The 22,790-nt window shown below is 61.6% G+C and carries 15 protein-coding genes; 8 read left to right on the forward strand and 7 right to left on the reverse strand.

Going from position 1 to position 22,790, the window contains the following annotated elements:
- Window positions 1-53: 53 nt before the first annotated feature.
- Window positions 54-2,987, reverse strand: a complete 2,934-nt coding sequence (gene glnE / locus PPA02S_RS18495; protein ID WP_028635265.1) for a bifunctional [glutamate--ammonia ligase]-adenylyl-L-tyrosine phosphorylase/[glutamate--ammonia-ligase] adenylyltransferase — start codon at window positions 2,985-2,987, stop codon at window positions 54-56.
- Window positions 2,988-3,370: 383 nt separating this feature from the next.
- Between glnE and aceE the strand changes: the two genes are divergently transcribed.
- From aceE to PPA02S_RS18520, 5 genes are all read left to right on the forward strand, one after another.
- The gene (gene aceE / locus PPA02S_RS18500) at window positions 3,371-6,016 is read left to right on the forward strand and encodes a pyruvate dehydrogenase (acetyl-transferring), homodimeric type (RefSeq protein WP_028635266.1); all 2,646 of its coding nucleotides are present in this window, start codon (window positions 3,371-3,373) and stop codon (window positions 6,014-6,016) included.
- A gap of 13 nt (window positions 6,017-6,029) precedes the next feature.
- The gene (gene aceF / locus PPA02S_RS18505; RefSeq protein ID WP_028635267.1) at window positions 6,030-7,676 is read left to right on the forward strand and encodes a dihydrolipoyllysine-residue acetyltransferase; all 1,647 of its coding nucleotides are present in this window, start codon (window positions 6,030-6,032) and stop codon (window positions 7,674-7,676) included.
- Window positions 7,677-7,928: 252 nt separating this feature from the next.
- Window positions 7,929-10,616 (forward strand): putative bifunctional diguanylate cyclase/phosphodiesterase, encoded by a 2,688-nt coding sequence (locus PPA02S_RS18510; RefSeq protein ID WP_028635268.1) that lies wholly within the window; start codon window positions 7,929-7,931, stop codon window positions 10,614-10,616.
- Window positions 10,617-10,770: 154 nt separating this feature from the next.
- A complete protein-coding gene (msrA, locus tag PPA02S_RS18515; RefSeq protein WP_028635269.1) occupies window positions 10,771-11,439 on the forward strand; it encodes a peptide-methionine (S)-S-oxide reductase MsrA in 669 nt (222 codons plus the stop codon).
- 3 nt (window positions 11,440-11,442) lie between these two features.
- On the forward strand, window positions 11,443-12,066 hold the full coding sequence (locus PPA02S_RS18520) for a glutathione S-transferase (RefSeq protein ID WP_028635270.1): 624 nt from the start codon (window positions 11,443-11,445) through the stop codon (window positions 12,064-12,066).
- 65 nt (window positions 12,067-12,131) lie between these two features.
- Here PPA02S_RS18520 and rloA2 read toward each other — a convergent pair whose 3' ends face one another.
- Window positions 12,132-12,632 (reverse strand): retropepsin-like aspartic peptidase RloA2, encoded by a 501-nt coding sequence (gene rloA2, locus PPA02S_RS18525; protein ID WP_028635271.1) that lies wholly within the window; start codon window positions 12,630-12,632, stop codon window positions 12,132-12,134.
- A gap of 182 nt (window positions 12,633-12,814) precedes the next feature.
- Here rloA2 and yihG point away from each other — a divergent pair, with 182 nt between their 5' ends.
- Both yihG and PPA02S_RS22795 read left to right on the forward strand, forming a co-directional pair.
- Window positions 12,815-13,702 carry a 1-acylglycerol-3-phosphate O-acyltransferase, YihG family gene (gene yihG / locus PPA02S_RS18530; RefSeq protein ID WP_028635272.1) on the forward strand — a complete coding sequence of 296 codons (888 nt, stop codon included), beginning with the start codon at window positions 12,815-12,817 and terminating at the stop codon, window positions 13,700-13,702.
- A gap of 630 nt (window positions 13,703-14,332) precedes the next feature.
- Complete coding sequence (locus PPA02S_RS22795) at window positions 14,333-15,136, forward strand: RHS repeat-associated core domain-containing protein (RefSeq protein ID WP_080667908.1); 804 nt, start codon at window positions 14,333-14,335, stop codon at window positions 15,134-15,136.
- A gap of 109 nt (window positions 15,137-15,245) precedes the next feature.
- Here PPA02S_RS22795 and fdhA read toward each other — a convergent pair whose 3' ends face one another.
- On the reverse strand, window positions 15,246-16,445 hold the full coding sequence (gene fdhA / locus PPA02S_RS18535; RefSeq protein ID WP_023532721.1) for a formaldehyde dehydrogenase, glutathione-independent: 1,200 nt from the start codon (window positions 16,443-16,445) through the stop codon (window positions 15,246-15,248).
- Window positions 16,446-16,713: 268 nt separating this feature from the next.
- On the opposite strand from fdhA, the gene PPA02S_RS22800 reads away from it, so the two are divergent.
- Complete coding sequence (locus tag PPA02S_RS22800; protein ID WP_080667909.1) at window positions 16,714-17,742, forward strand: RHS repeat-associated core domain-containing protein; 1,029 nt, start codon at window positions 16,714-16,716, stop codon at window positions 17,740-17,742.
- Window positions 17,743-17,797: 55 nt separating this feature from the next.
- Here the strand turns inward: PPA02S_RS22800 and purU are convergent, their stop codons facing one another.
- The 4 genes from purU to PPA02S_RS18555 all read right to left on the reverse strand — a co-directional run bounded on the left by purU (window position 17,798) and on the right by PPA02S_RS18555 (window position 22,777).
- Window positions 17,798-18,655 carry a formyltetrahydrofolate deformylase gene (gene purU / locus PPA02S_RS18540; protein WP_028635273.1) on the reverse strand — a complete coding sequence of 286 codons (858 nt, stop codon included), beginning with the start codon at window positions 18,653-18,655 and terminating at the stop codon, window positions 17,798-17,800.
- A gap of 11 nt (window positions 18,656-18,666) precedes the next feature.
- On the reverse strand, window positions 18,667-19,299 hold the full coding sequence (locus PPA02S_RS18545) for a sarcosine oxidase subunit gamma (RefSeq protein ID WP_028635274.1): 633 nt from the start codon (window positions 19,297-19,299) through the stop codon (window positions 18,667-18,669).
- 128 nt (window positions 19,300-19,427) lie between these two features.
- Entirely contained in the window at window positions 19,428-22,445 is a 3,018-nt protein-coding gene (locus PPA02S_RS18550) for a sarcosine oxidase subunit alpha (protein ID WP_028635275.1), read from the reverse strand.
- Window positions 22,442-22,777, reverse strand: coding sequence for a sarcosine oxidase subunit delta (locus PPA02S_RS18555; RefSeq protein WP_028635276.1), 336 nt, complete (start codon window positions 22,775-22,777; stop codon window positions 22,442-22,444). Before PPA02S_RS18555 ends, PPA02S_RS18550 begins: the two co-directional genes overlap by 4 nt.
- Window positions 22,778-22,790 lie beyond the last annotated feature (13 nt).

Genomic DNA, 22,790 nt, shown 5'->3' on the forward strand with positions numbered 1-22,790 from the left:
TACCACCCACGTGGGCCATTCGCGGGCAAGCCCGCCTACAGGCGACAGGCCCTTCACGTAAGGCCCAGCTCACCCCATATACGCCGTACCTCACGGCGTTCATCGGCAAACTGCGCCGCGTCGATCACCCCGGCCTGCTTCTGCAAGGCCTGGCGGTGCGAGGCCGAGCGGAACGCCTTGTACACTTCACGCAACAACGCCGCGTCGCTGGCCGGCATCAGGTTCGCCTGCTCCAGCTCTTCCAGGATGCGGATGTTATCGGTCCATCGCAGTATGGCCGCGTGGTCGTGCGACCAGGCCAAAGCGGCGTATTGCACCATAAATTCGATATCGACGATACCGCCCGCATCCTGCTTGATGTCAAAGGGCATGCCGGCATCGAAGGCATTGGCCGCCGTGCCGGCGGCGGTTGCCTTGGTGCCCAGGTTGTCACGCATCTTGGCGCGCATTTCACTCACGTCGATGCGCAGCTTTTCCAGGTCCCGAGGCTGGCCCAGTACCTGGGCACGTACGCCCTCGAAGGCCGCGCCTACCCGCGGGCAACCCACCAGCACCCGGGCGCGTACCAGGGCCTGGTGCTCCCAGGTCCAGGCTTCGTTCTGCTGGTAGCGCTCGAACGCCCCCAGCGAGCTGACCAGCAACCCGGATGCGCCAGAAGGCCGCAGGCGCATGTCCACGTCGTACAGCTGCCCCGAGTTGGTCTGGGTGGTCAGCAGGTGAATGATGCGCTGGCCCAGGCGGGTGAAGAACTGCGCGCTGTCGATAGGTTTGGCGCCGTCGGTTTCCGCTTGCGGGTCACCGTCGTGGATGAACACCAGGTCAAGGTCCGACCCATGACCCAGCTCCAGGCCGCCGACCTTGCCGTAACCAATGATGATGAAGCCCGGGTCGCAGGGGCTGCCGTCGCTGCGCACGGGCTGGCCATGGCGGGCCACAGTCTGCCGCCAGGCCAGGGCCAGCACCTGGTCGAGGATGGCTTCGGCCAGCCAGGTAAGGTAGTCGCTGACTTTCATCAGCGGCAGGTTGCCGCTGATTTCCGAGGCTGCCACGCGCAGGCTGTGGGCCAGCTTGAAGTGGCGCAAGGCCTCCATCTGCTGCTCCAGGTCGTCCTCGGGGATCCGGGTCAGCCTTTCACGCAGCTCGCTGGCCAGCTCTGGCGCCAACGGCGGGCTGAACAGGCGCCCTTCGTTGAGCAGCTCATCGAGCAGCAACGGGTAGCGGGCAATCTGCTCGGCAATCCACGGGCTGGCCGCACACAGCGTCAACAGCCGCCGCAACGCCCCGGGGTTTTCCGTCAACAGCACCAGGTAGGCAGACCGCCGCGCCACGGCTTCGACCAGCGGCAACACCCGCTCCAGCACCAGGTCGGGGTTTTCGTGTTCGATGGCCTGGGCCAGCAGACGCGGGATGAAAGCATCCAGGCGCTCGCGCCCGATACGCTGCATCGAGCGCAACTGCGGGCTGGAGCGCAGTGCCGCCAGGCGGCGCAAGGCTTCAACGGGTTGCCGGAAGCCGGCTTCTTCAAGCTGGCGACCCGCTGCTTCCTCGTCCTGGGCCTGCTCCCACAGCGGCGACCACTCGCCGCCCACCACCAGCTCGCTTACACCGTCCTCGTCATCCGGGTCGGCGATCACCTGCCGGAAGTGCCAGTCGATACGGCCCCGCCAGTGGCTGAGCTGCGCCTGGAAGCCCTGCCAGTCAGCAAACCCGAGCATGTAGGCAACCCGTGCCTGGTCGGTGTCGCTTTCGGGCAGCATCTGCGTCTGGCGGTCGGCAATGGCCTGGATGGCATGCTCGGTATAGCGCAGAAACGCATACCCCTCGCGCAGCTCCGCCACCACAGCGGGCGGCAGGTAGCCCTGCCCCTCCAGCGTTGCCAGCACCTTGAGCAGCGGCCGCTGTTGCAGGCTCAGGTCCCGCCCACCATGGATCAGCTGGAAGGCCTGGGCAATGAACTCCACCTCGCGGATACCACCCGCACCCAGCTTGATGTTGTCGGCCATGCCCTTGCGCCGCACTTCCTGCTGGATCAGCTGTTTCATGGTGCGCAGGGCTTCGATCGCCGAAAAATCCAGGTACCGGCGGTACACGAACGGGCGCAGCATGTCTTGCAACTGCGCACCGGCTGCCTGGTCCCCGGCCACCACCCGCGCCTTGATCATGGCATAACGTTCCCAGTCGCGGCCCTGGTCCTGGTAGTACTGCTCCAGCGCATTGAAACTGAGCACCAGTGCGCCAGACGAGCCGTAGGGGCGCAGGCGCATGTCGACGCGGAACACGAAGCCGTCGACGGTGACAGGGTCCAGCGCCTTGATCAGGCGCTGCCCCAGGCGGGTGAAGAATTCCTGGTTATCCAGCGAACGCTTCACGCCTTCGGTTTCGCCACCCTCGGGGAAGGCGAAAATCAGGTCGATGTCCGACGACAGGTTCAGCTCGCCGGCCCCCAGCTTGCCCATGCCCAACACCACCATGTGCTGCGGCTGGCCACTGCGGTTACCCATGGGCGTGCCGAACTGCTGGCAGTGGCGCGGGTACAGCCACTGGTACGCTTCGTCGATGGCGGCATCGGCCAGGTCGGACAGGTCGCGGCAGGTCTCAGCCAGGTCGGCTTGGCGGGTGATGTCCCGCCAGATGATCCGCAGTTGCTGGCGGTTGCGCTCACGGCGCAGGTTACGCGCCAGTTCTTCTTCTGTTTGCGCCGCCTGGGCTACCTCGGCAACCTGGGCACGCAGCTCGCCGGGCGCGTGGCGCCGGTCCAGCGCGCCCGCGGCCAGCAGGCCGAAGAGCATGGCAGGGTCACGCTGGGCCAGGCCGAGCACGAAATCGCTGGCGGCGGCCACCTGATCGAACTGCTGGCGGTGCAACGGGCTCCAGAGGTTCAGGTCCAGGCCGGGGTGGGCAGCCACGGCATCTTGCAAAAACTGCCCATTGCGCGTGGCCAGTGGCTGCAGGGCAGGTGGCAGATCGGAGGGCAAAGGTAGGCGCATGGTCTATCCTTGATCGGCGTGAAAAGGGAGAGGGAAAGCGGCCAAGGAGACACCGGCCCACGGTTGGACTGTCGTACAAAGGTTGGAAATAGCTGAAATGCCTGTTTTTGTGGCAACAAACATCAAGGACCACCCGTTCGCGACTCACTACCAACCAACATGAACGTTTTTCCTCACAAGCCGAGATGCGACCGAACGTCGCACAGCTGTAGTTTTACTACTACCCATGGCGTGCAAAGGCATGAAATGAGAAAGCAAATGTAGTAAAACTACACGGCGCCGGACGATACCCCGGTATTCCAAGAATTCACGACGTCTGCCCATAAGGCCAGTCGCAATCTCAGGCAATCGATTCTGGTTGCCTTTCCGCCCTGGAGCAAGCCATGCAAGACCTCGATCCAATCGAAACCCAGGAATGGCTGGATGCCCTGGAGTCGGTCCTCGACAAAGAAGGCGAAGACCGCGCTCATTACCTGATGACCCGTATGGGCGAGCTGGCCACCCGTAGTGGCTCTCAGCTGCCGTATGCGATCACCACGCCATACCGCAACACCATCCCTGTCACCCACGAAGCACGCATGCCTGGCGACCTGTTCATGGAACGCCGCATTCGCTCGATGGTGCGTTGGAACGCCCTGGCCATGGTCATGCGCACCAACCTGAAAGACTCGGACCTGGGCGGACACATCTCCAGCTTCGCCTCCAGCGCCACCCTTTACGACATCGGCTTCAACTACTTCTTCCAGGCCCCGACCGAAGAACACGGCGGCGACCTGGTGTTCTTCCAGGGCCACGCCTCGCCAGGCGTCTACGCCCGCGCCTTCATGGAAGGTCGCATCAGCGAAGAACAGATGAACAACTTCCGTCAGGAAGTGGACGGCAACGGCCTGTCCTCGTACCCACACCCCTGGCTGATGCCTGACTTCTGGCAGTTCCCGACCGTATCGATGGGTCTGGGCCCGATCCAGGCCATCTACCAGGCACGCTTCATGAAGTACCTGGAAGCCCGTGGCTTCATCCCGGCCGGCAAGCAGAAAGTCTGGTGCTTCATGGGCGACGGCGAGTGCGACGAGCCGGAATCCCTGGGCGCCATTTCCCTGGCCGGCCGCGAGAAGCTGGACAACCTGATTTTTGTCATCAACTGCAACCTGCAGCGCCTCGACGGCCCTGTGCGCGGCAACGGCAAGATCATCCAGGAACTCGAAGGCGTGTTCCGTGGCGGTGGCTGGAACGTCAACAAGGTCGTCTGGGGCCGTTTCTGGGACCCACTGCTGGCCAAGGACACCAACGGTGCCCTGCAGCGCCGCATGGACGAAGTCATCGACGGCGAGTACCAGAACTACAAGGCCAAAGATGGCGCCTACGTGCGTGAGCACTTCTTCAACACCCCAGAGCTCAAGGCCATGGTCGAAGACCTGTCCGACGACGAGATCTGGAAGCTCAACCGTGGCGGCCACGACCCGTACAAGGTCTACGCGGCGTACCACCAGGCTGTTAACCACAAAGAGCAGCCGACCGTTATCCTGGCCAAGACCATCAAGGGCTACGGCACCGGTGCCGGCGAAGCCAAGAACACCGCGCACAACACCAAGAAGGTCGACGTCGACAGCCTGCGCAAATTCCGCGACCGCTTCGACATCCCGGTCAAGGATGCAGAGCTGGAGAACCTGCCGTTCTTCAAGCCTGAAGAAGGTTCCGCCGAAGCCAAGTACCTGGCCGAGCGCCGCGCAGCCCTGGGCGGTTTCGTGCCGCAGCGCCGCGCCAAGAGCTTCAGCGTGCCTACCCCGCCACTGGAAACGCTGAAAGCGATCCTGGACGGCTCGGGCGACCGCGAAATCTCCACTACCATGGCCTTCGTGCGTATTCTGGCGCAGCTGGTCAAGGACAAGGAAATCGGCCAGCGCATCGTGCCGATCATTCCGGACGAAGCCCGTACCTTCGGTATGGAAGGCATGTTCCGCCAGCTGGGCATCTACTCGTCGGTCGGCCAGCTCTACGAGCCTGTCGACAAAGACCAGGTGATGTTCTACCGCGAAGACAAGAAGGGCCAGATCCTCGAGGAAGGCATCAACGAAGCCGGCGCCATGTCGTCGTTCATCGCTGCCGGTACCTCGTACAGCTGCCACAACCAACCGATGCTACCGTTCTACATCTTCTACTCGATGTTCGGCTTCCAGCGCATTGGCGACCTGGCCTGGGCCGCTGGCGACAGCCGCACCCGTGGCTTCCTGATCGGCGGTACTGCCGGCCGTACCACCCTCAACGGTGAAGGCCTGCAGCACGAAGACGGTCACAGCCACATGATGGCCGGTACCATCCCGAACTGCCGCACCTACGATCCCACCTACGGCTACGAGCTGGCGGTGATCATCCAGGACGGCATGAAGAAGATGACCGAAGAGCAACAGGACATCTTCTACTACATCACCGTGATGAACGAATCCTACCAGCAGCCTGCCATCCCGGCCGGTGCGGAGGAAGGCATCATCAAGGGCATGTACCTGCTGGAAGAAGACACCCGTGACGCCGCACACCATGTGCAGCTGATGGGCTCGGGCACCATCCTGCGCGAAGTGCGCGAGGCAGCGAAGATCCTGCGTGAAGAGTTCAACGTCGGTGCCGACGTGTGGAGCGTCACCAGCTTCAACGAACTGCGCCGTGACGGCCTGGCCGTGGAACGCGCCAACCGCCTCAAGCCTGGCCAGAAGCCACAGCAGACCTACGTCGAGCAGTGCCTGACCGGTCGCAAAGGCCCGGTGATCGCGTCTACCGACTACATGAAGCTGTTCGCCGAGCAGATTCGCCAGTGGGTGCCAAGCAAAGAGTTCAAGGTCCTGGGTACCGACGGTTACGGTCGCAGCGACAGCCGCAAGAAGCTGCGTCACTTCTTTGAAGTCGACCGCCACTTCGTGGTGCTGGCTGCCCTGGAAGCCCTGGCTGACCGCGGCGAGATCGAACCCAAGGTTGTGGCTGACGCCATCGTCAAGTTCGGCATCGACCCGGACAAGCGCAACCCCCTGGACTGCTGAGGAGTATTTTTAAGTGAGCGAACTCATTCGCGTACCTGACATCGGCAGCGGTGAAGGTGAAATCATCGAGCTGTTCGTCAAGGTCGGTGACCGTATCGAGGCCGACCAGAGCCTGCTGACCCTGGAGTCCGACAAGGCCTCCATGGAGATCCCGGCACCGAAGGCTGGTGTGGTCAAGGAACTGAAGGTCAAGCTGGGCGACCGCCTGAAAGAAGGCGACGAGCTGCTGGTACTGGAAGCCGAAGGTGCCGCTGCTGCGGCCCCTGAGGCACCGGCGGCCGAGCAGAAGCCTGCAGCAGAAGCAGCGGCGCCAGCGCCTGCCGCAGAAGCTGCCCCGGCCCCCGCTGCTGCACCGGCTGCGGCCAGCGTGCAGGACATCCACGTGCCGGATATCGGTTCGTCGGGCAAGGCCAAGATCATCGAAGTGCTGGTGAAGGCTGGCGATACCGTCGAAGCCGACCAGTCGCTGATCACCCTGGAGTCCGACAAGGCCTCCATGGAAATCCCGTCCCCCGCCGCTGGCGTGGTGAAGGAAGTCATCGCCAAGCTGGACGATGAGGTTGGCACCGGTGACCTGATCCTCAAGCTGGAAGTGGCTGGCGCCGCGCCGGCTGCTGCTCCAGCCCCTGCGGCTGCGGCGCCGGCCAAGGCCGAGGCTGAACAAGCCCCGGCGGCAAGTGCTCCTGCGCCTGCTGCCCCTGCCGCTGCACCTGCAGCCGCTGCGCCAGCTGCCGGTAGCAACACCAAGGTTCATGCCGGCCCTGCCGTGCGCCAGCTGGCCCGTGAATTCGGTGTCGAGCTGGGCGCAGTGGCGGCCAGCGGCCCACACGGTCGTATCCTGAAAGAAGACGTGCAGGTTTACGTCAAGGCCATGATGCAGAAGGCCAAGGAAGCACCTGCAGCTGCCGGTGCCACCGGTGGCGCAGGCATCCCGCCGATCCCTGCCGTGGACTTCAGCAAGTTTGGTGAAGTGGAAGAAGTGGCCCTGACCCGCCTGATGCAGGTCGGTGCTGCCAACTTGCACCGCAGCTGGCTGAACGTGCCGCACGTCACCCAGTTCGATTCTGCCGACATCACCGAGCTGGAAGCCTTCCGCGTGGCGCAGAAGGCTGTGGCCGAGAAAGCAGGCGTCAAGCTGACCGTGCTGCCGTTGCTGCTCAAGGCCTGCGCCTTCCTGCTCAAGGAACTGCCAGACTTCAACAGCTCGCTGGCCCCAAGCGGCAAGGCGATCATCCGCAAGAAGTACGTCAACGTCGGTTTCGCCGTGGACACCCCGGATGGCCTGCTGGTACCGGTGATCAAGAACGTCGACCAGAAGAACTTGCTGCAACTGGCTGCCGAAGCCGCGGCGCTGGCCGAAAAAGCCCGCACCAAGAAGCTGTCGGCTGACGAGATGCAGGGCGCCTGCTTCACCATCTCCAGCCTCGGCCACATTGGCGGCACCGGCTTCACGCCGATCGTCAACGCACCGGAAGTTGCAATCCTGGGGGTCTCGAAAGCCACCATGCAGCCGGTGTGGGATGGCAAGGCCTTCCAGCCCAAGCTGATGCTGCCGCTGTCGCTGTCCTACGATCACCGTGTGATCAATGGCGCTGCCGCCGCGCGCTTCACCAAGCGTCTGGGCGATGTGCTGGGCGACATCCGCACCCTGCTGCTGTAACGCTGCACACTGCCCCTCCTGGCGAGGGGCAGGACTTTTTTCGAGCTGCCACGCTCGTACCTCAACCCCGTCGTTTGGCGGGGCTTTTTTTGTCCGTCAAAAAACCCAAGGCGATCTAACTTTCCCGCTCACCCCGCCGATAACCATTACACACCCTCAAACATGGCCGCTTGCCAGCCATAGGGACATGATGCAACCTTGCCAGATTCGACGTGGTCCAACGGGCGCGTTCCCTCTTCAAGCGAGTCTTCGATGAAAAGCCAAACCGATGCCGCCAGCCGTGTGGCGGCCGAGGTCGTCACGCCGTTACCCGTGCCGTCGCGGCTGGGTATGCTGCGGTTCGAAAGGCTCAACGAAGCAAGCTGGTCGCTGCTGTACCTGGACCCGGCCTGCGAGCGCCAGTTTGGCCTGCACGCCGGCGATTTGTGCGCCCTGGTGGATGCCCCCTACGCCAGCCTGATGGAGCCTGAGGCCCGCTACCGGCTGCACGACGACATTCAACTGCAATTGGCCCAACGTGCCTATTACCGGGTGCGCTACACCCTGCATACACCAAGCGCCTCACTGCGCATGCTGGAAGTGGGCGAAGGCTACAAGCAACACAACCGCCAGTTGCTGCGCGGCTACCTGAGCGTGCTGGACGACCACCCCGAAGACACCGGCGAGACCGCCAGTGAGCTTGAGTCGCGCAACAACCGCCTGCAACTGGCCCTGCAACTGAACCAGCGTGCCCAGCAGGAACAACTGGAGCACCTGGAGCGGGTGCGCAGCCAGCAGGACCTCATCCTGCGCCTGGCACGCCAGCGGTACAGCGCCGAAAACTCACTGCTCGAAGCCGCCGAATTGATCACCCGCAGTGCCTGCGAAATCTACAAGATCGACTGCGCTGGCATCTGGCACCTGGAAGACCAGCGCCTCGAACCCATCACCGCTTGGTACAGCGACGTGCAGGCCTACCGCCAGCCCGAAGCCATTGACGCCAGCCGCTTCCCCGACTACCTGGACGCCCTGCACGCCAGCCGGGCCATCGACGCCCACAATGCCGGCCACGACCCCCGCACACGCGCCCTGTTGCAAAGCATGGGCCCCGGCAACAAGGCGATGCTCGACGCCAGTATCCGCGTCGACGGCCAGGTGGTAGGCGTGCTGTGCCTTGAGCAGACCGGGCAGACGCGCGCCTGGCAGTCAGACGAAATTGCCTTTGCAGGCGAGCTGGCCGACCAGTTCGCCCAGGTGATCACCAACCACAACCGCCGTGCCGCCACCAGCGCGCTGCACCTGTTCCAGCGAGCGGTGGAACAAAGTGCCAGTGCCTTCCTGCTGGTGAACCGCGATGGCCAGGTGGAATATGTAAACCCGAGTTTCACCGCCATTACCCAGTACAGCACCGATGAAGTCCAGGGCCACCACCTGGGTGAGTTGCCCGCGCTGGAAAACCTCAACGAACTGCTGTTCGATTCCCCTTCCAGCCTGGCCATGGGCAACAGCTGGCAGGGCGAATTCAAAAGCCGGCGCAAGAACCTGGAGCCCTACTGGGGCCAGTTGTCGATCTCCAAGGTGTACGGCGACAACCGCGAGCTGACCCACTACATCGGCATCTACGAAGACGTCACCCAGACCAAGCTGGCGCAGCAGCGCATCGAGCGGCTGGCCTACACCGACAACCTGACCAACCTGGGTAACCGCCCTGCCTTCATCCGCAGCCTGGACGAATGCTTCGCCCGCGACGTGCAAAACGCCATGTGCCTGTTGTTGGTAGACATCGACAACTTCAAGCGCATCAACGACAGCCTGGGCCACCACACCGGCGACAAGCTGCTGATCAGCCTGGCCAGGCGCTTGCGCAACAGCCTGCACGCCGGCGGCATCCTGGCGCGCTTCGCCAGTAACGAGTTCGCCGTGCTGCTCGACGACACCAGCCTGGAAGCGGGCCAGAGCGTGGCGCAGCAGTTGCTGCATACCCTCGACAAACCGATGTTCGTCGACAACCAGTTGATCAACGTCACTGCCTCGGTGGGCCTGGCCAGTGCGCCGCAGCACGGCGCCGACCCCACCAGCCTGATGAAGAACGCAGGCCTTGCCCTGCACAAGGCCAAGGCCAACGGCAAGCACCAGGTGCAGGTGTTCACCGAAGTGCTCAATGCCGAAGCCAGCTACAAGCTGTTCGTCGAGAACAACCTGCGCCGCGCGCTGACCCAGAACGAGCTGGAGGTGTTCTACCAGCCCAAGCTGTGCCTGCGCAGTGGCCGGCTGTTGGGCCTGGAAGCCTTGCTGCGCTGGAACCACCCCGAGCGCGGCATGATCCGCCCGGACCAGTTCATCAGCGTGGCCGAAGAAACCGGCCTGATCATCCCCATCGGCAAATGGGTGGTGCGCCAATCATGCCGCATGAGCAAGGCGTTGCGCGAAGCCGGCCTGGGCAACCTGCATGTGGCCATCAACCTGTCGCCCAAGCAGTTCTCCGACCCGGACCTGGTGGCCTCGATCAGCAGCATCATTCGCGAGGAGGGGCTGCCGGCGCACCTGCTGGAACTGGAACTGACCGAAGGGCTGCTGCTGGAGGCCAGCGACGACACGCACCGCCAGCTGGATGAACTGAAAGCCCTGGGCCTGACCCTGGCCATGGACGACTTTGGCACAGGCTACTCCTCGCTGAGCTACCTGAAGAAGTTTCCGATCGACATCCTCAAGATCGACCGCAGCTTCATCAATGATATCCCGGACAACCAGGACGACATGGAAATCACCTCGGCGGTGGTGGCCATGGCGCACAACCTGAAGCTGAAAGTGGTGGCAGAGGGCATCGAGACACCCGCCCAGCTGGCGTTCCTGCGCCGCCACCGCTGCGACATTGGCCAGGGTTACCTGTTCGACCGGCCGATCCCAGGGCGCGAGCTTGCCGAGCGATTGAAGCGTTACCCACGCGGGCCGATGGCCTGACAGCAGCATAAACCTCGGGCACTATAGTGCCCATGAGGGCCTATTAACTCACAAGCCCACCAAGTATTTCGAATACTGTGAAAGGCCTGTGGGAGCGGGTTTACCCGCGAATGCCCCAGCACCTATCCAACTGAAAAAACACAGAGGAACGGCCATGGTCCTGCGTTCGGAAATCCTGGTGAACAAAAACGTCATGCCTACCGCGGAACAGGCCCTGCCTGGCCGCGAAACGCCAATGAGCCTGCCCGAATTCCACTACGTGTTCGAAGGCACCCCGCTACTCGGCCCCTTCTTCGAAGGCGCTATCGACTTCGCCATCTTCGGCCTGGGCTGCTTCTGGGGCGCAGAGCGCCGCTTTTGGCAGCGTGAAGGTGTGGTCAGCACGGTGGTTGGCTACGCTGGCGGTTTCACCCCGAACCCTACCTACGAAGAAGTCTGCTCGGGCCTGACCGGCCATACCGAAGTGGTGCTGGTGGTGTTCGACAAGGACAAGGTCAGCTACCGCGAGCTGCTGGCCATGTTCTGGGAACTGCACAACCCGACCCAAGGCATGCGCCAGGGCAACGATGTCGGTACCCAGTACCGCTCGGCCATCTACTGCACCAGCCCGGAACAGCTGGAACAGGCCAAGGCCAGCCGCGACGCCTTCCAGGCCGAGCTGAGCAAGGCAGGCTTCGGCGAAATCACCACTGAAATCGACCAGGCACCGACGGTGTACTTCGCCGAGGCCTATCACCAGCAGTACCTGGCCAAGAACCCCCAGGGCTACTGCGGTATCGGCGGTACCGGCGTGTGCCTGCCGCCTAGCCTGCAGGGTAATTGAAGCATGAGCACGATGACCCTGTTTCACGCCCCCTTGTCGCCATTCGTGCGCAAGGTCATGGTGGTGTTGCACGAAACCGGCCAGCTGCAGCGTGTGCAACTGCACACGGTGAATATCAGCCCGGTGAGCGGCGATGCGCAGCTCAACCAGGGCAACCCGATCGGCAAGATCCCGGCCCTGCGCCTGGATGACGGCACCGTGCTGCATGACAGCCGGGTCATCTGCGAATACCTTGACCAGCAGCACGTGGGCCAGCCACTGCTACCCCGGGAGGGCTCTGCCCGCTGGCGGCGCATGACGCTGGCGTCCCAGGCCGATGCAATCATGGATGCGGCTGTTTCCAGCCGCTACGAAAGCTTCTTGCGGCCTGAAGACAAGCGTTGGGGCGGGTGGCTGGAGGCTCAGGCCGAAAAAATCCGTCGTAGCCTCGCCAACCTGGAGCAGGAGCACCTGGCTGAGCTGGCATCCGGGTTCGACCTGGCAGCCATTGGCCTGGCGTGTGCACTGGGGTATCTGGACCTGCGCCAGCCCGAGTTTGGCTGGCGGGAGCGTCAGCCAGGGTTGGCGGCGTGGTATGCCGAGGTGAGCCTGCGGCCGTCCATGGTAGCGACCGCTCCAGTGGCGTGAGCGGACTCATCGCGGGTTTACCCGCGATGGCCCCAGCCCATTTCAAGCTGCAAACCTGAACCTAGTCAGCAACCCGGCTTGCCCGCCGTGTATTTCTTCGCCGGGTTGACTGCAGCCTTGAACTCGCGCAGGGCCTTGGCGCCCACCAGCAGCGGGTAATTGAAGTGGCTGCGGTCCACAAGGTTGACCTCGACCGTACGCTTCACATCGCCCAGGCAAAGCTCAAGGTCAACCACCGGCCGTTTGGTCGCCTCGGGCGCATCCCCTTCATCGTCCTCTTCGGCGCGCGCCTTGATCTTGCTGATGCGCGAGACCTTGTGCTCGTACACCTTGCCGTCCGCATCCTGGGTGGCAAGGCGGAAACGCACCCACTCCTCGCCGTCACGGGTGAAGCGTTCGATGTCCTTTGCCGACAACGACGCCGTGTAGGCACCGGTGTCCATCTTGGCTTTCAGCGTTTCACCGATCTCCGGCAGTGCGATGTTTTCATAACGTCCATACACGGTAGGCTCGGCGGCCATCACCGGTAGCGCCAACACTGACAGCAGGGCAAACAGTGGTTTCACAGGCAAGCTTCCTTGAGAGGGGTCGGTGCTTAGACTGCACCGGCAGAAGAGGTTCGCTGTCACAAGCCTAACCAACATAATGTGAAACATTTGTCTTCATCGCAGCGCATTGGACATTTGGCGTAGGCCAACGCCCTGCTTATCATTGCCAACAGTTTTCATCCCACAACAAGAGTTTCCTTATGCGTCGCCTGCTGACCGGCATTCTCACTACCACCCTGCTGCTGCTCAACACCCTGGTGTTGATCGGCCCGCTGCTGGTATTCGCCCTGATCAAACTGGTGCTGCCAGGGCGTGGCCGCGACTACGCCTCATGGGCAGTGATGTGGGTGGCCGAAACCTGGTCGGAAATCGACAAAGCCATCTTCGCCCTGTGCATCCCTACCCAGTGGGACATTCGCGGTGTCGAAAGCCTGCGCAAAGACACTTCGTACCTGGCGGTGAGCAACCACCAAAGCTGGGTAGACATCCCCGCACTGATCGAAAGCCTCAATCGCCGCACGCCGTTCTTCAAATTCTTCCTGAAAAAAGAGCTGATCTGGGTGCCGCTGCTGGGCCTGGCCTGGTGGGGCCTGGACTACCCCTTCATGAAGCGTTACAGCAAGGCGTTTCTGGAGAAGCACCCCGAGCTCAAGGGTAAGGACCTGGAAATCACCAAGGCCGCCTGTGAGCTGTTCCGCCGCCAACCAGTGACCGTGGTCAATTACCTAGAAGGTACCCGCTTCACCGAAGCCAAGCGGTTGGAACAGCAATCGCCCTATCGTCACCTGCTCAAGCCCAAGGCCGGCGGTGTGGCCTTCGTGCTGGCTGCATTGGGCGAGCAGCTGGATGCCCTGCTTGACGTCACCATCGTGTACCCCGGCAACAAGGCGCCAGGGTTCTGGGACCTGCTCAATGGCAGTGTCAGCCGGGTGATCATTGATATTCAGGTACGCGAACTGGACCCCGCGCTGTGGGCGGGAGATTACGAGAATGATCCGGAGTTTCGCCAGACTGTGCAGGCCTGGGTGAACCGGTTGTGGGTGGAGAAGGATCAGCGGATCGAGCAGCTGCGCGGGGAGATGGGCTGAGCTTTTTGGCCGAAGTGGCCTGTCGCTTGCAAGCCGGCTTCTACATCGACGGCAGGCAAAGAAGCCACGGAGGGTGCCAGTGGCTCCACCGGCTGCACCTGATAATTCTGATAGTTGCGCACAGCCTGTGCTGAGGCAAAGACTAGAGCGACAGTTCTTAGTCGAGGGCCTGCCATTGAGAATTACCGCCTCTGCGTATAGCCCATACGAGTGCATTACCAGTCAGGTAGTGTGAGGTGGTCCTCGGAGGTGCGACACTTGACTAAACGCGCCCGAAGCCAGCGCCTTGAATGCAGTAAGCAGGTCGTTGGGAGAGATCGGGGTAGCTTGGGCGGGTTCAAAATTACCTTGCTGCCAGGGCTGGTGCGCGCTAGTCCTATTACATCCCGGGCTCCGCCCACCGTTTGTTAAGGCGTGATGTGCAACTCGCCGCCCGAGGTTTTATTGCGCCTCGGGCACCAGCACCTTGGCGTGCAGTTGAGGGCCAGGAGGGTCGAAACGGCCGCCTCCTTATCGGGCCCATTAAAAGCCGAGGCCAGCCTGTTATTTTTGCCAGTATCCGAGACTAATGAACGGTCCCACACTAAATATAAGAAGAGTAGCATTTAGGCAAACGGTAAGGGGTATTCAATGATTGCTAAGACAGGAGTAAACACCTCTGACCCTGTCAAGAGGTATCTCAAGGCCTCGACGCCGGGCCAAACCACGGTAGTTGCAGGGCTTTCTTACACTCCCTATGGGCACCGTCTTTCATCAGCCCTTGCTTTAATTGGCTTCAATGGGGAATATCTAAATAGCCTGACGCACCAATATCTGTTGGGATCTGGCCGTCGGGTCTATGCCCCTGCATTGATGAGGTTTTTGTCCCCCGATGTGAAAAGCCCATTTCACGAGGGTGGGATCAACGCCTACGCATATTGTGCTGGCGATCCAGTGAACCGCATTGATCCTAGCGGACAGAGCTGGCTCAGCCCGATTAAAGGAATAGGAAATCTATTGGGTCTCAGAAGACGACCACAGCGTCTTGCAACTCAACGGGCACATAGATCGACGGCAGCGCTGGCTACTCCCAATGCAGAAACTTCAGCTCGCAGCATCAGCGAACCAAACTTAAATCTGAGCACCCTTGAACCCACGGTCACGCGTGAGTTACTCCCCTCGCCCCCAACATATATTGAGGCTTACAAACGTATACCACTTAGTACACGACAAGAGATAATCGCCAACAAGGCCAAGATCAAGGACCTCCTACTTGACGTCGAGATTTCCGGACACATGAACAGTAGAGACCATCGCCAGTATGTTGCTGAACTTGACGAAGCATTGCGCATTAGGGATCAGCTTTGGAACAGGCCCATAAACGTAGACCTCCCTAGCTATGACGAATTATTTCCTGCCAGCTTAGTTAATGAAATTAGATCTTCGAATACATAGGATAACGGGAAGGTCTGGCACTTCACACGGCCGGTTAGGGCTTACCATGAAATGACGATGGTTATGATAAAGCCCCTCATTTTGAGGGGCTCTTTTTAGGCGACATCTATTACGCCGCGCCCCACATCTTATGCGGGTCAATCACAAACTTCTTCGGCACCCCTGCATCAAACTCGCCATACCCTTCCGGCGCCTGATCCAGGTTGATCACCTGCACGCCTACCACTTCGGCGATATTGATGCGGTCCCACATGATCGCCTGCATCAGCTGACGGTTGTACTTCATGGTTGGGGTTTGACCGGTATGGAAGCTGTGCGACTTGGCCCAGCCCAGGCCGAAGCGGATGCTCAGTGCGCCGATCTTGGCGGCGGCATCCACCGCACCCGGGTCTTCCGTCACGTACAGGCCGGGGATACCGATCTGGCCGGCAACACGGGTGACCTGCATCAGCGAGTTGAGCACCGTGGCCGGGGCTTCATGCTTGGCGCCTTCATGGCCATGGCCGCGGGCTTCGAAGCCAACGGCATCGACAGCGCAATCCACTTCTGGCTCGCCGAGGATGTCGACGATCTGTTCGTGCAGCGGGGTGTCCTTGGACAGGTCGACCACTTCGAAGCCTTGGGACTTGGCGTGGGCCAGGCGAGCCGGGTTAAGGTCGCCGACGATGACGCAGGCAGCGCCCAGCAGGCGGGCCGAAGCAGCGGCAGCCAGGCCGACCGGGCCAGCGCCCGCGACGTAAACGGTGCTGCCAGGGCCAACGCCCGCAGTCACGGCACCGTGGTAGCCGGTTGGCAGGATGTCGGACAGGCAGGTCAGGTCACGGATTTTCTCCATGGCCTTGTCGCGCTCAGGCAGTTTCAGCAGGTTGAAGTCGGCGTATGGCACCAGCACGTACTCGGCCTGGCCGCCGGTCCAGTCGCCCATGTCTACATAGCCATAGGCACCACCGGCACGGGCCGGGTTGACAGTGAGGCAGACACCGGTGTGCATTTCTTTGCAGGAGCGGCAACGGCCGCAGGCCACGTTGAACGGTACCGATACCAGGTCGCCGATCTGCATGCGCTCGACGTCGCTGCCCTTCTCGACGATTTCACCGGTGATTTCGTGGCCCAGCACCAGGCCGACCTGGGCAGTGGTGCGGCCGCGGACCATGTGCTGGTCAGAGCCGCAGATGTTGGTGGAAACCACCTTGAGGATCACGCCGTGCTCGATTTTCTTGCCGCGCGGATCTTGCATCTTGGGGTAGTCGATCTTTTGTACTTCGACCTTGCCAGCGCCGAGATACACCACTCCACGGTTACCAGACATGCTCTTACCTCGCTTGATTTGTATTTATGCAGCGGTGGTTGAACGCGCCGCCATCCATGGGCGGCATGTGTTACTGGATGCAGGGAATTGTGGGCTTGATAGATGACCTCGCCGTGACTAAATGCGACAGGGGGTTATCTGTTTACGGCAAAGGACCATGGTTGTTCTGAGCCTCGGCGTGGCCAGCCACCGGTATTTCTGACAGGTGCCGGGCTGGCCCCTTCCACTGTAGGATCACGTGAAGCCCTCAAGCAAACGGTGAACGGTCATGAACGCGCACAACAGCTTTCTGTTTTATAATTTCACCCAGCTATCGGTGATAAAAACACCTTCCACGACCACCCGCTTGCTTCGAGCTGGGCTGAATCACCTAGCAGAACGAAACAACCACGGCAAGCGTTTGCTCTGCGCGCAGGACAAGGCCGGTTCACTGCTTCTGACAGCGGACCGGCACGGGCAAACAGATCATAATACGTTCACTGCCTACGGCCACGACGAAGCCGAAAGAGCACGAACTTCCGTCATTGGCTTCAATGGCGAGTTCCATGACACCGCGCTGGAAGGCTACCTGCTGGGGAATGGCCACCGGTTATACTGCCCCGGCATCATGCGCTTTTACAGTGCAGACGCGCTCAGTCCTTTTAACGCCGGTGGACTCAATGCCTATGCCTATTGCAGCGGTGATCCGATTGGCAAGATTGACCCGAGCGGGCAAGCGCCGTTTATTTTCAAGCCAGTTACTAGATTCTACAGCTGGCTATCAAAGAGACTGAATGCCAGGAGGCCTAACGTGCCTTCAGAGAGCCCTAACGTGCCTTCAGAAGCACTACCTCCACCGAGCCAAAAAAAACTCACGGGAGTTTACTATCAGATTAAATCAACTGATGAGCGTGTATTGGAAACCATATCCTATCATAATAACGGCATTACCAATATATATGCTAAGCCGGTCACCTCTGCGCCTCGAAAGCTAAATCCAATTCAGCTAGAAAGGCAGCAAGAGCGTGCTGATATTCTCATGGAAAGAGAGTGGGCAAGGCGCAGTTCGGTCGAGTCGGGAATTTTTGTGGATTCGGACTCAACAATCGACCTTCATACAAAGGTAGTAAGAGATCAACTTACTCAATTACAAAAGGTCCAGCGATCTGCACTGCACGAACTAAAATCGCGGCACCCCCTCAGGGCCTCCGTGAATGAAGCAAGCTTCATGCTCGTGGACGCCAGAAATGAGTCAGCGACCGTAATGCAGGACTTTTCCGATCTGCTTCACCGTCACGCACGGGTTCGAAGACAGTAGTTCTTCCTATTCAGCAGCGGATACCAACTCGCACGGGTGGTAGAATGAGGCACCCTCAAAGCACCACCGTCCGATTGGCATTCAAAAACACCCGCTTTTCGATGTGATACCCCACCGCCCTCGCCAGCGTCAGGCATTCGATGTCACGCCCCTTGGCGATCAGGTCTTCGGGGTAATGGCTGTGGTCCACCACTTCGACGCCCTGGGCGATGATCGGCCCTTCGTCCAGGTCATTGTTGATGTAGTGCGCGGTGGCACCGACCATCTTCACACCCTTGTTGTACGCCTGGTGATAAGGCTTGGCGCCTTTGAACCCAGGCAACAGCGAGTGGTGGATGTTGATTGCCCAGCCGTCCAGGCGCCGGCACAACTCGGGCGACAGCACTTGCATGTAACGGGCAAGAATCACCAGCTCGGCACCCGTGTCCTCGATCACCTGCAGCACCTTGCGCTCTTGCCCGGGCTTGTCCTTGGGGTCGAGGGCAAAGTGGTAGTAAGGGATCTTGTGCCAGTGGGCCAATGGCTCCAGGTCGGGGTGGTTGGACACCACCGCCACCACGTCCATGGCCAGCTGGCCAATGCGCTGACGATACAGCAGGTCATTCAGGCAGTGGTCGGCCTTGGACACCATGATCACCACCTTGGGGCGGTGGTTGGGCGCGGTCAGCTCGAAGGCCATGCCAAAAGCCTGGCTGCGTTCGGCCAGGCCTGCACGCAGGCCGTGTTCGTCAAAACCGTCCGGTACGCGAAACTCCACGCGGATGAAGAACCGCCCTGACAACCGGTCGTCGAAGGAGTGGTGCTCCGTGACGTAGCAGCGTTGCTCGAAGAGATAACGCGTCACCACGTCGACGGTACCGAGCATGCTCGGGCAGTCGGCGGTAAGAATCCAGGTATCCGGTGCCCGACTCATGGTGTTTCTCCTTAGGCCTCGATGGCCAGACCGTACTCAGCCGATGCGTCCTGCAGCCACAACCACCAGTAGTCCGAGAAGCTGCGGCGGATCACCAGTTCCCAGGTGTCTTCGGCCGTACGGCGGATCACCAGTTGCGACTTGGCGAACACGGTGCCCACAGCCTTGCCGACCGGGAAGTTGTTCGGGTGTACGTCGTAGCTGGTGGACTTCATCAGCACTTCGCGCACGTTCGGGCCGCGCAGCTCCAGCAGGCTCTGCCCACCGCTGACGTTGACCACCTGGATGTGCTGGCCTTCAAGGGCAGCACGCAGCTTTTGCTCCACCGCCAGCTCCTGGCCGCCGGGTACGATCAGCAGCCACTCATCCGGCCCCACCCACTGCAGCGACATGTCGTTGCTGGCGACCACGGTCAGCGCGACCGGCAGCTCGAGGCCCAGGGCCTTGTGCACGCCAGCGGCGAATTCCGGGTTATGGCCGTCACCGCGCAGGGTGAGGTGGCCGAGGAACTTGCGTTCACGCAGGATCACGCCTGCGTTGTTGCGGCCCTTGCCCACCAGGCTGGCCAGGTCGGCATGGTGCAGCGGCGACTGGGCCTTGGCCTCGGCGCCGGGGTTTTGCTGGAAGACGTTGATAGCGCTCATTTCTTACCTGCCTTGAATTCTGTAGGTCGCATACGGTGCCATGGCGAGTGGTGCATCCTGTAGGAGCGGGTTTACCCACTCCTACAGGGACCTCATTACCCGCCCGGCACCGTTTGCCATCCGGGGACTTAGACGTTCTGCCGCTCACCCTTCGGATCGAAGAACACCGAAGACACGATTTCCGCCTCGATCACGCTGCCGTCAGCCTGCGGCGAGTAAACCCGCTCGCCCATGCGCTTGAGGCCGCCCTTGACCACGCCCATGGCAAACGAATAGCCCAGGGAGTTGGCGGCATAGCTGGAGGTCACGTGGCCGACCATGTCCATCGGAATGGCTTGCTTGGGGTCGAACACCAGTTGCGCGCCTTCAGGCAGCCACTTGGTGGGGTCGATCGGCTTCAGGCCTACCAGCTGCTTGCGGTTCTCGCGCACGCAGTCTTCACGGTTCATGCCACGCAGGCCGATCCACGAGAACGGCTTGTTGCGGCCCACGCACCAGCTCATGTTCAGGTCGTCCGGGTTCATCGAACCATCGGTATCCTGGCCCACGATGATGAAGCCCTTCTCGGCGCGCAGCACGTGCATGGTTTCGGTGCCATACGGGGTCAGGTTGTACTTCTTGCCAGCCTCGATGATCTGCTCGAGTACGCCCATGGCGTAGTTGGCCTGTACGTTGACCTCGTAGGAAAGCTCACCGGTGAACGAAATACGGAACACCCGCGCCGGTACCCCACCCACGTTGCCTTCCTTCCAGGTCATGAACGGGAAGGCTTCCTTGTCCATGTCGATGTCGGTGAGTTCGCTCAACAGCTTGCGGCTGTTGGGGCCGGACAAGGTCATGGTGGCCCAGTGGTCGGTGACCGAGGTGAAGTACACCTTCAGCTCAGGCCATTCGGTCTGGTGGTACAGCTCCATCCACTGCAGCACACGTGCAGCGCCGCCCGTGGTGGTGGTCATGATGAAATGGTTGTCGCCAACGCAGGCGGTTACGCCGTCGTCGAACACCATGCCATCTTCCTTGCACATCAGGCCGTAGCGGGCCTTGCCCACATCGAGCTTGGTCCAGGCGTTGGTGTAGATGCGGTTGAGGAACTCACGGGCATCCGGCCCCTGGATGTCGATCTTGCCCAGGGTCGAGGCGTCCAGCAAACCGACGCTGTCACGCACGGCCTTGCACTCACGCGCAACGGCGGCATGGATGTCTTCGCCGGCCTTGGGGAAGTACCACGGGCGTTTCCACTGGCCCACGTCCTCGAACTCGGCGCCGTTCTTCACGTGCCAGGCATGCAGGGCAGTGAAGCGTACCGGTTCGAACAGGTGACCACAGTGCCGGCCCGCTACCGCACCGAAGGTAACCGGCGTGTAGTTGGGGCGGAACATGGTGGTGCCCATTTCCGGGATGGTGATGCCCATCGAACGGGCGGCGATGGCCAGGCCGTTGATGTTGCCCAGTTTGCCCTGGTCGGTACCGAAGCCCAGTGCGGTGTAACGCTTGACGTGCTCGACCGACTCGAAGCCCTCGCGGGTGGCCAGCTCAATGGCCGCAGCGGTGACGTCGTTCTGCTGGTCGACGAACTGCTTGGGTGCGCGGGCAGTGCCCTTGTCGTGCGGCACCTGGAACAGCGCCACAGTGGCGTCTTCCTTGCGCGACACGGTTTTTGGCAGGGTGCCGACGGTGGCTTTGAAACCGGCTTCGGTGGCTGCGCGCACGCCGCCCTCAAAGCCATCGGCAATGGCGTCACCCAGCGGGTATACACCGTTGATGCCGCCCACGCATTCACGTTTCTGCGGGGCCTTGCCCGGCACGAAGCCCAGAATGTCGTCACGCCATACCGGGCGACCGCCCAGGTGCGAAGCCAGGTGAACCACCGGGCTGTAGCCGCCGGAAGTGGCGATCAGGTCGCACTCAAGGGTTTCGCCTGGGCTGGTGACCTTGTGTGCCTGCACATCGATGGCTGCCACGCGGGCACCGGTAACATGCTTGCTGCCCTTGGCCTCGATCACGGCGCTGGAGGTAAGAATGCGGATACCCTTGGCACGTGCTTCTTCCACCAGCGAGCCACGCGGGTTGTGGCGCGCATCGGCGATGGCCACTACCTGCAGGCCGGCGTCGTGCCAGTCCAGCGCGGTACGGTAAGCGTGGTCGTTGTTGGTCGACAGCACCAGCTTGCGGCCCGGTGCCACGCCGTAGCGACGCACGTAGGTAGACACGGCACCGGCCAGCATGTTGCCCGGCACGTCGTTGTTGCCATAGACCAGCGGGCGTTCGTGGGCACCGGTCGCCAGCACGACACGCTTGGCGCGTACGCGGTGCACGCGGTGGCGTACCTGGCCGATCGGCGCACGGTCACCCAGGTGGTCGGTGAGGCGCTCGTGAATGGTCAGGAAGTTATGGTCGTGGTAGCCGTTGACCGTGGCGCGTGGCAGCAGGGTCACTTCCGGCAGGCCTTCGAGCTCTTTCACCACCGCACTGACCCACTCGGCAGCCGGTTTGCCGTCGAGGGTTTCACGGGTGTCGAGCAGGCTGCCGCCGAACTCTTCCTGTTCGTCAGCCAGGATCACCCGGGCACCACTGCGCGCAGCGGCCAGGGCAGCGGCCAGGCCAGCAGGGCCGGCACCCACGATCAGCACGTCGCAGTGCTGGTTCATGTAGTCGTAGCTGTCCGGGTCGTTCTGCAGCGGTGCACGGCCCAGGCCGGCAGCCTTGCGGATGTACTTCTCGTAGGTCATCCAGAACGACTTGGGGTACATGAAGGTTTTGTAGTAGAAGCCCGGCGGCATCATGCTGCCGCCTACCTTGCCAAGGATGCCCATGACGTCGTTGTTGACGTTCGGCCAGCCGTTGGTGCTGGTGGCAACCAGGCCCGAATACAGGGCCTGCTGGGTAGCACGCACGTTGGGGATCTGGGTGGCTTCGCTGGAGCCGATTTGCAGGATGGCGTTCGGCTCTTCGGTACCTGCCGCGATGATGCCGCGGGGGCGCGAGTACTTGAAGCTGCGGCCGACGATGTCAACGCCGTTGGCCAGCAGTGCGGCCGCCAGGCTGTCGCCGGCATAGCCCTGGTAGGTCTTGCCATTGAAGGTGAAGTTCAACACCTTGCTGCGGTCGATGCGGCCGCCGCTGGCGAGGCGATAGGTCTGGCTCATACGTTGACTCCCCGTTCGTTTACAGCAGCCGAGCGCTCAGGCGTGTGTTCACGGGCGCTGACCTGCGGCTTCTCGCCAATCTTGTAGGTTTCCAGAATCTCGTAGGTCTCGGTGTTGCGGGTGACGTTGAAGTACTGACGGCAGCCGGCAACGTGGTCCCACAGCTCGTGGTGGATACCGCGCGGGTTGTCACGGTAGAACATGTACGTGCCCCACTCCTCGTCGGAGCAGGCGCTGGGGTCCAGCGGGCGGGCGATGTGCGCCTGGCCAGAGGCGTGGAACTCTTCTTCGGAGCGCAGCTCGCCGCAGTGGGGACAGAAAATATGCAACATGACGGTGTCTCCG

The sequence above is a fragment of the Pseudomonas parafulva NBRC 16636 = DSM 17004 genome (assembly GCF_000730645.1).
GTDB lineage: Bacteria > Pseudomonadota > Gammaproteobacteria > Pseudomonadales > Pseudomonadaceae > Aquipseudomonas > Aquipseudomonas parafulva.

Bases quoted from the DNA above. Each gene is read 5' to 3' on its own strand.
- glnE (WP_028635265.1), bottom strand. From the start codon at position 2,987: ATGCGCCTACCTTTGCCCTCCGATCTGCCACCTGCCCTGCAGCCACTG.
- aceE (WP_028635266.1), top strand. From the start codon at position 3,371: ATGCAAGACCTCGATCCAATCGAAACCCAGGAATGGCTGGATGCCCTG.
- PPA02S_RS18510 (WP_028635268.1), top strand. From the start codon at position 7,929: ATGAAAAGCCAAACCGATGCCGCCAGCCGTGTGGCGGCCGAGGTCGTC.
- msrA (WP_028635269.1), top strand. From the start codon at position 10,771: ATGGTCCTGCGTTCGGAAATCCTGGTGAACAAAAACGTCATGCCTACC.
- PPA02S_RS18520 (WP_028635270.1), top strand. From the start codon at position 11,443: ATGAGCACGATGACCCTGTTTCACGCCCCCTTGTCGCCATTCGTGCGC.
- yihG (WP_028635272.1), top strand. From the start codon at position 12,815: ATGCGTCGCCTGCTGACCGGCATTCTCACTACCACCCTGCTGCTGCTC.
- PPA02S_RS22795 (WP_080667908.1), top strand. From the start codon at position 14,333: ATGATTGCTAAGACAGGAGTAAACACCTCTGACCCTGTCAAGAGGTAT.
- fdhA (WP_023532721.1), bottom strand. From the start codon at position 16,445: ATGTCTGGTAACCGTGGAGTGGTGTATCTCGGCGCTGGCAAGGTCGAA.
- PPA02S_RS22800 (WP_080667909.1), top strand. From the start codon at position 16,714: ATGAACGCGCACAACAGCTTTCTGTTTTATAATTTCACCCAGCTATCG.
- purU (WP_028635273.1), bottom strand. From the start codon at position 18,655: ATGAGTCGGGCACCGGATACCTGGATTCTTACCGCCGACTGCCCGAGC.
- PPA02S_RS18545 (WP_028635274.1), bottom strand. From the start codon at position 19,299: ATGAGCGCTATCAACGTCTTCCAGCAAAACCCCGGCGCCGAGGCCAAG.
- PPA02S_RS18550 (WP_028635275.1), bottom strand. From the start codon at position 22,445: ATGAGCCAGACCTATCGCCTCGCCAGCGGCGGCCGCATCGACCGCAGC.
- PPA02S_RS18555 (WP_028635276.1), bottom strand. From the start codon at position 22,777: ATGTTGCATATTTTCTGTCCCCACTGCGGCGAGCTGCGCTCCGAAGAA.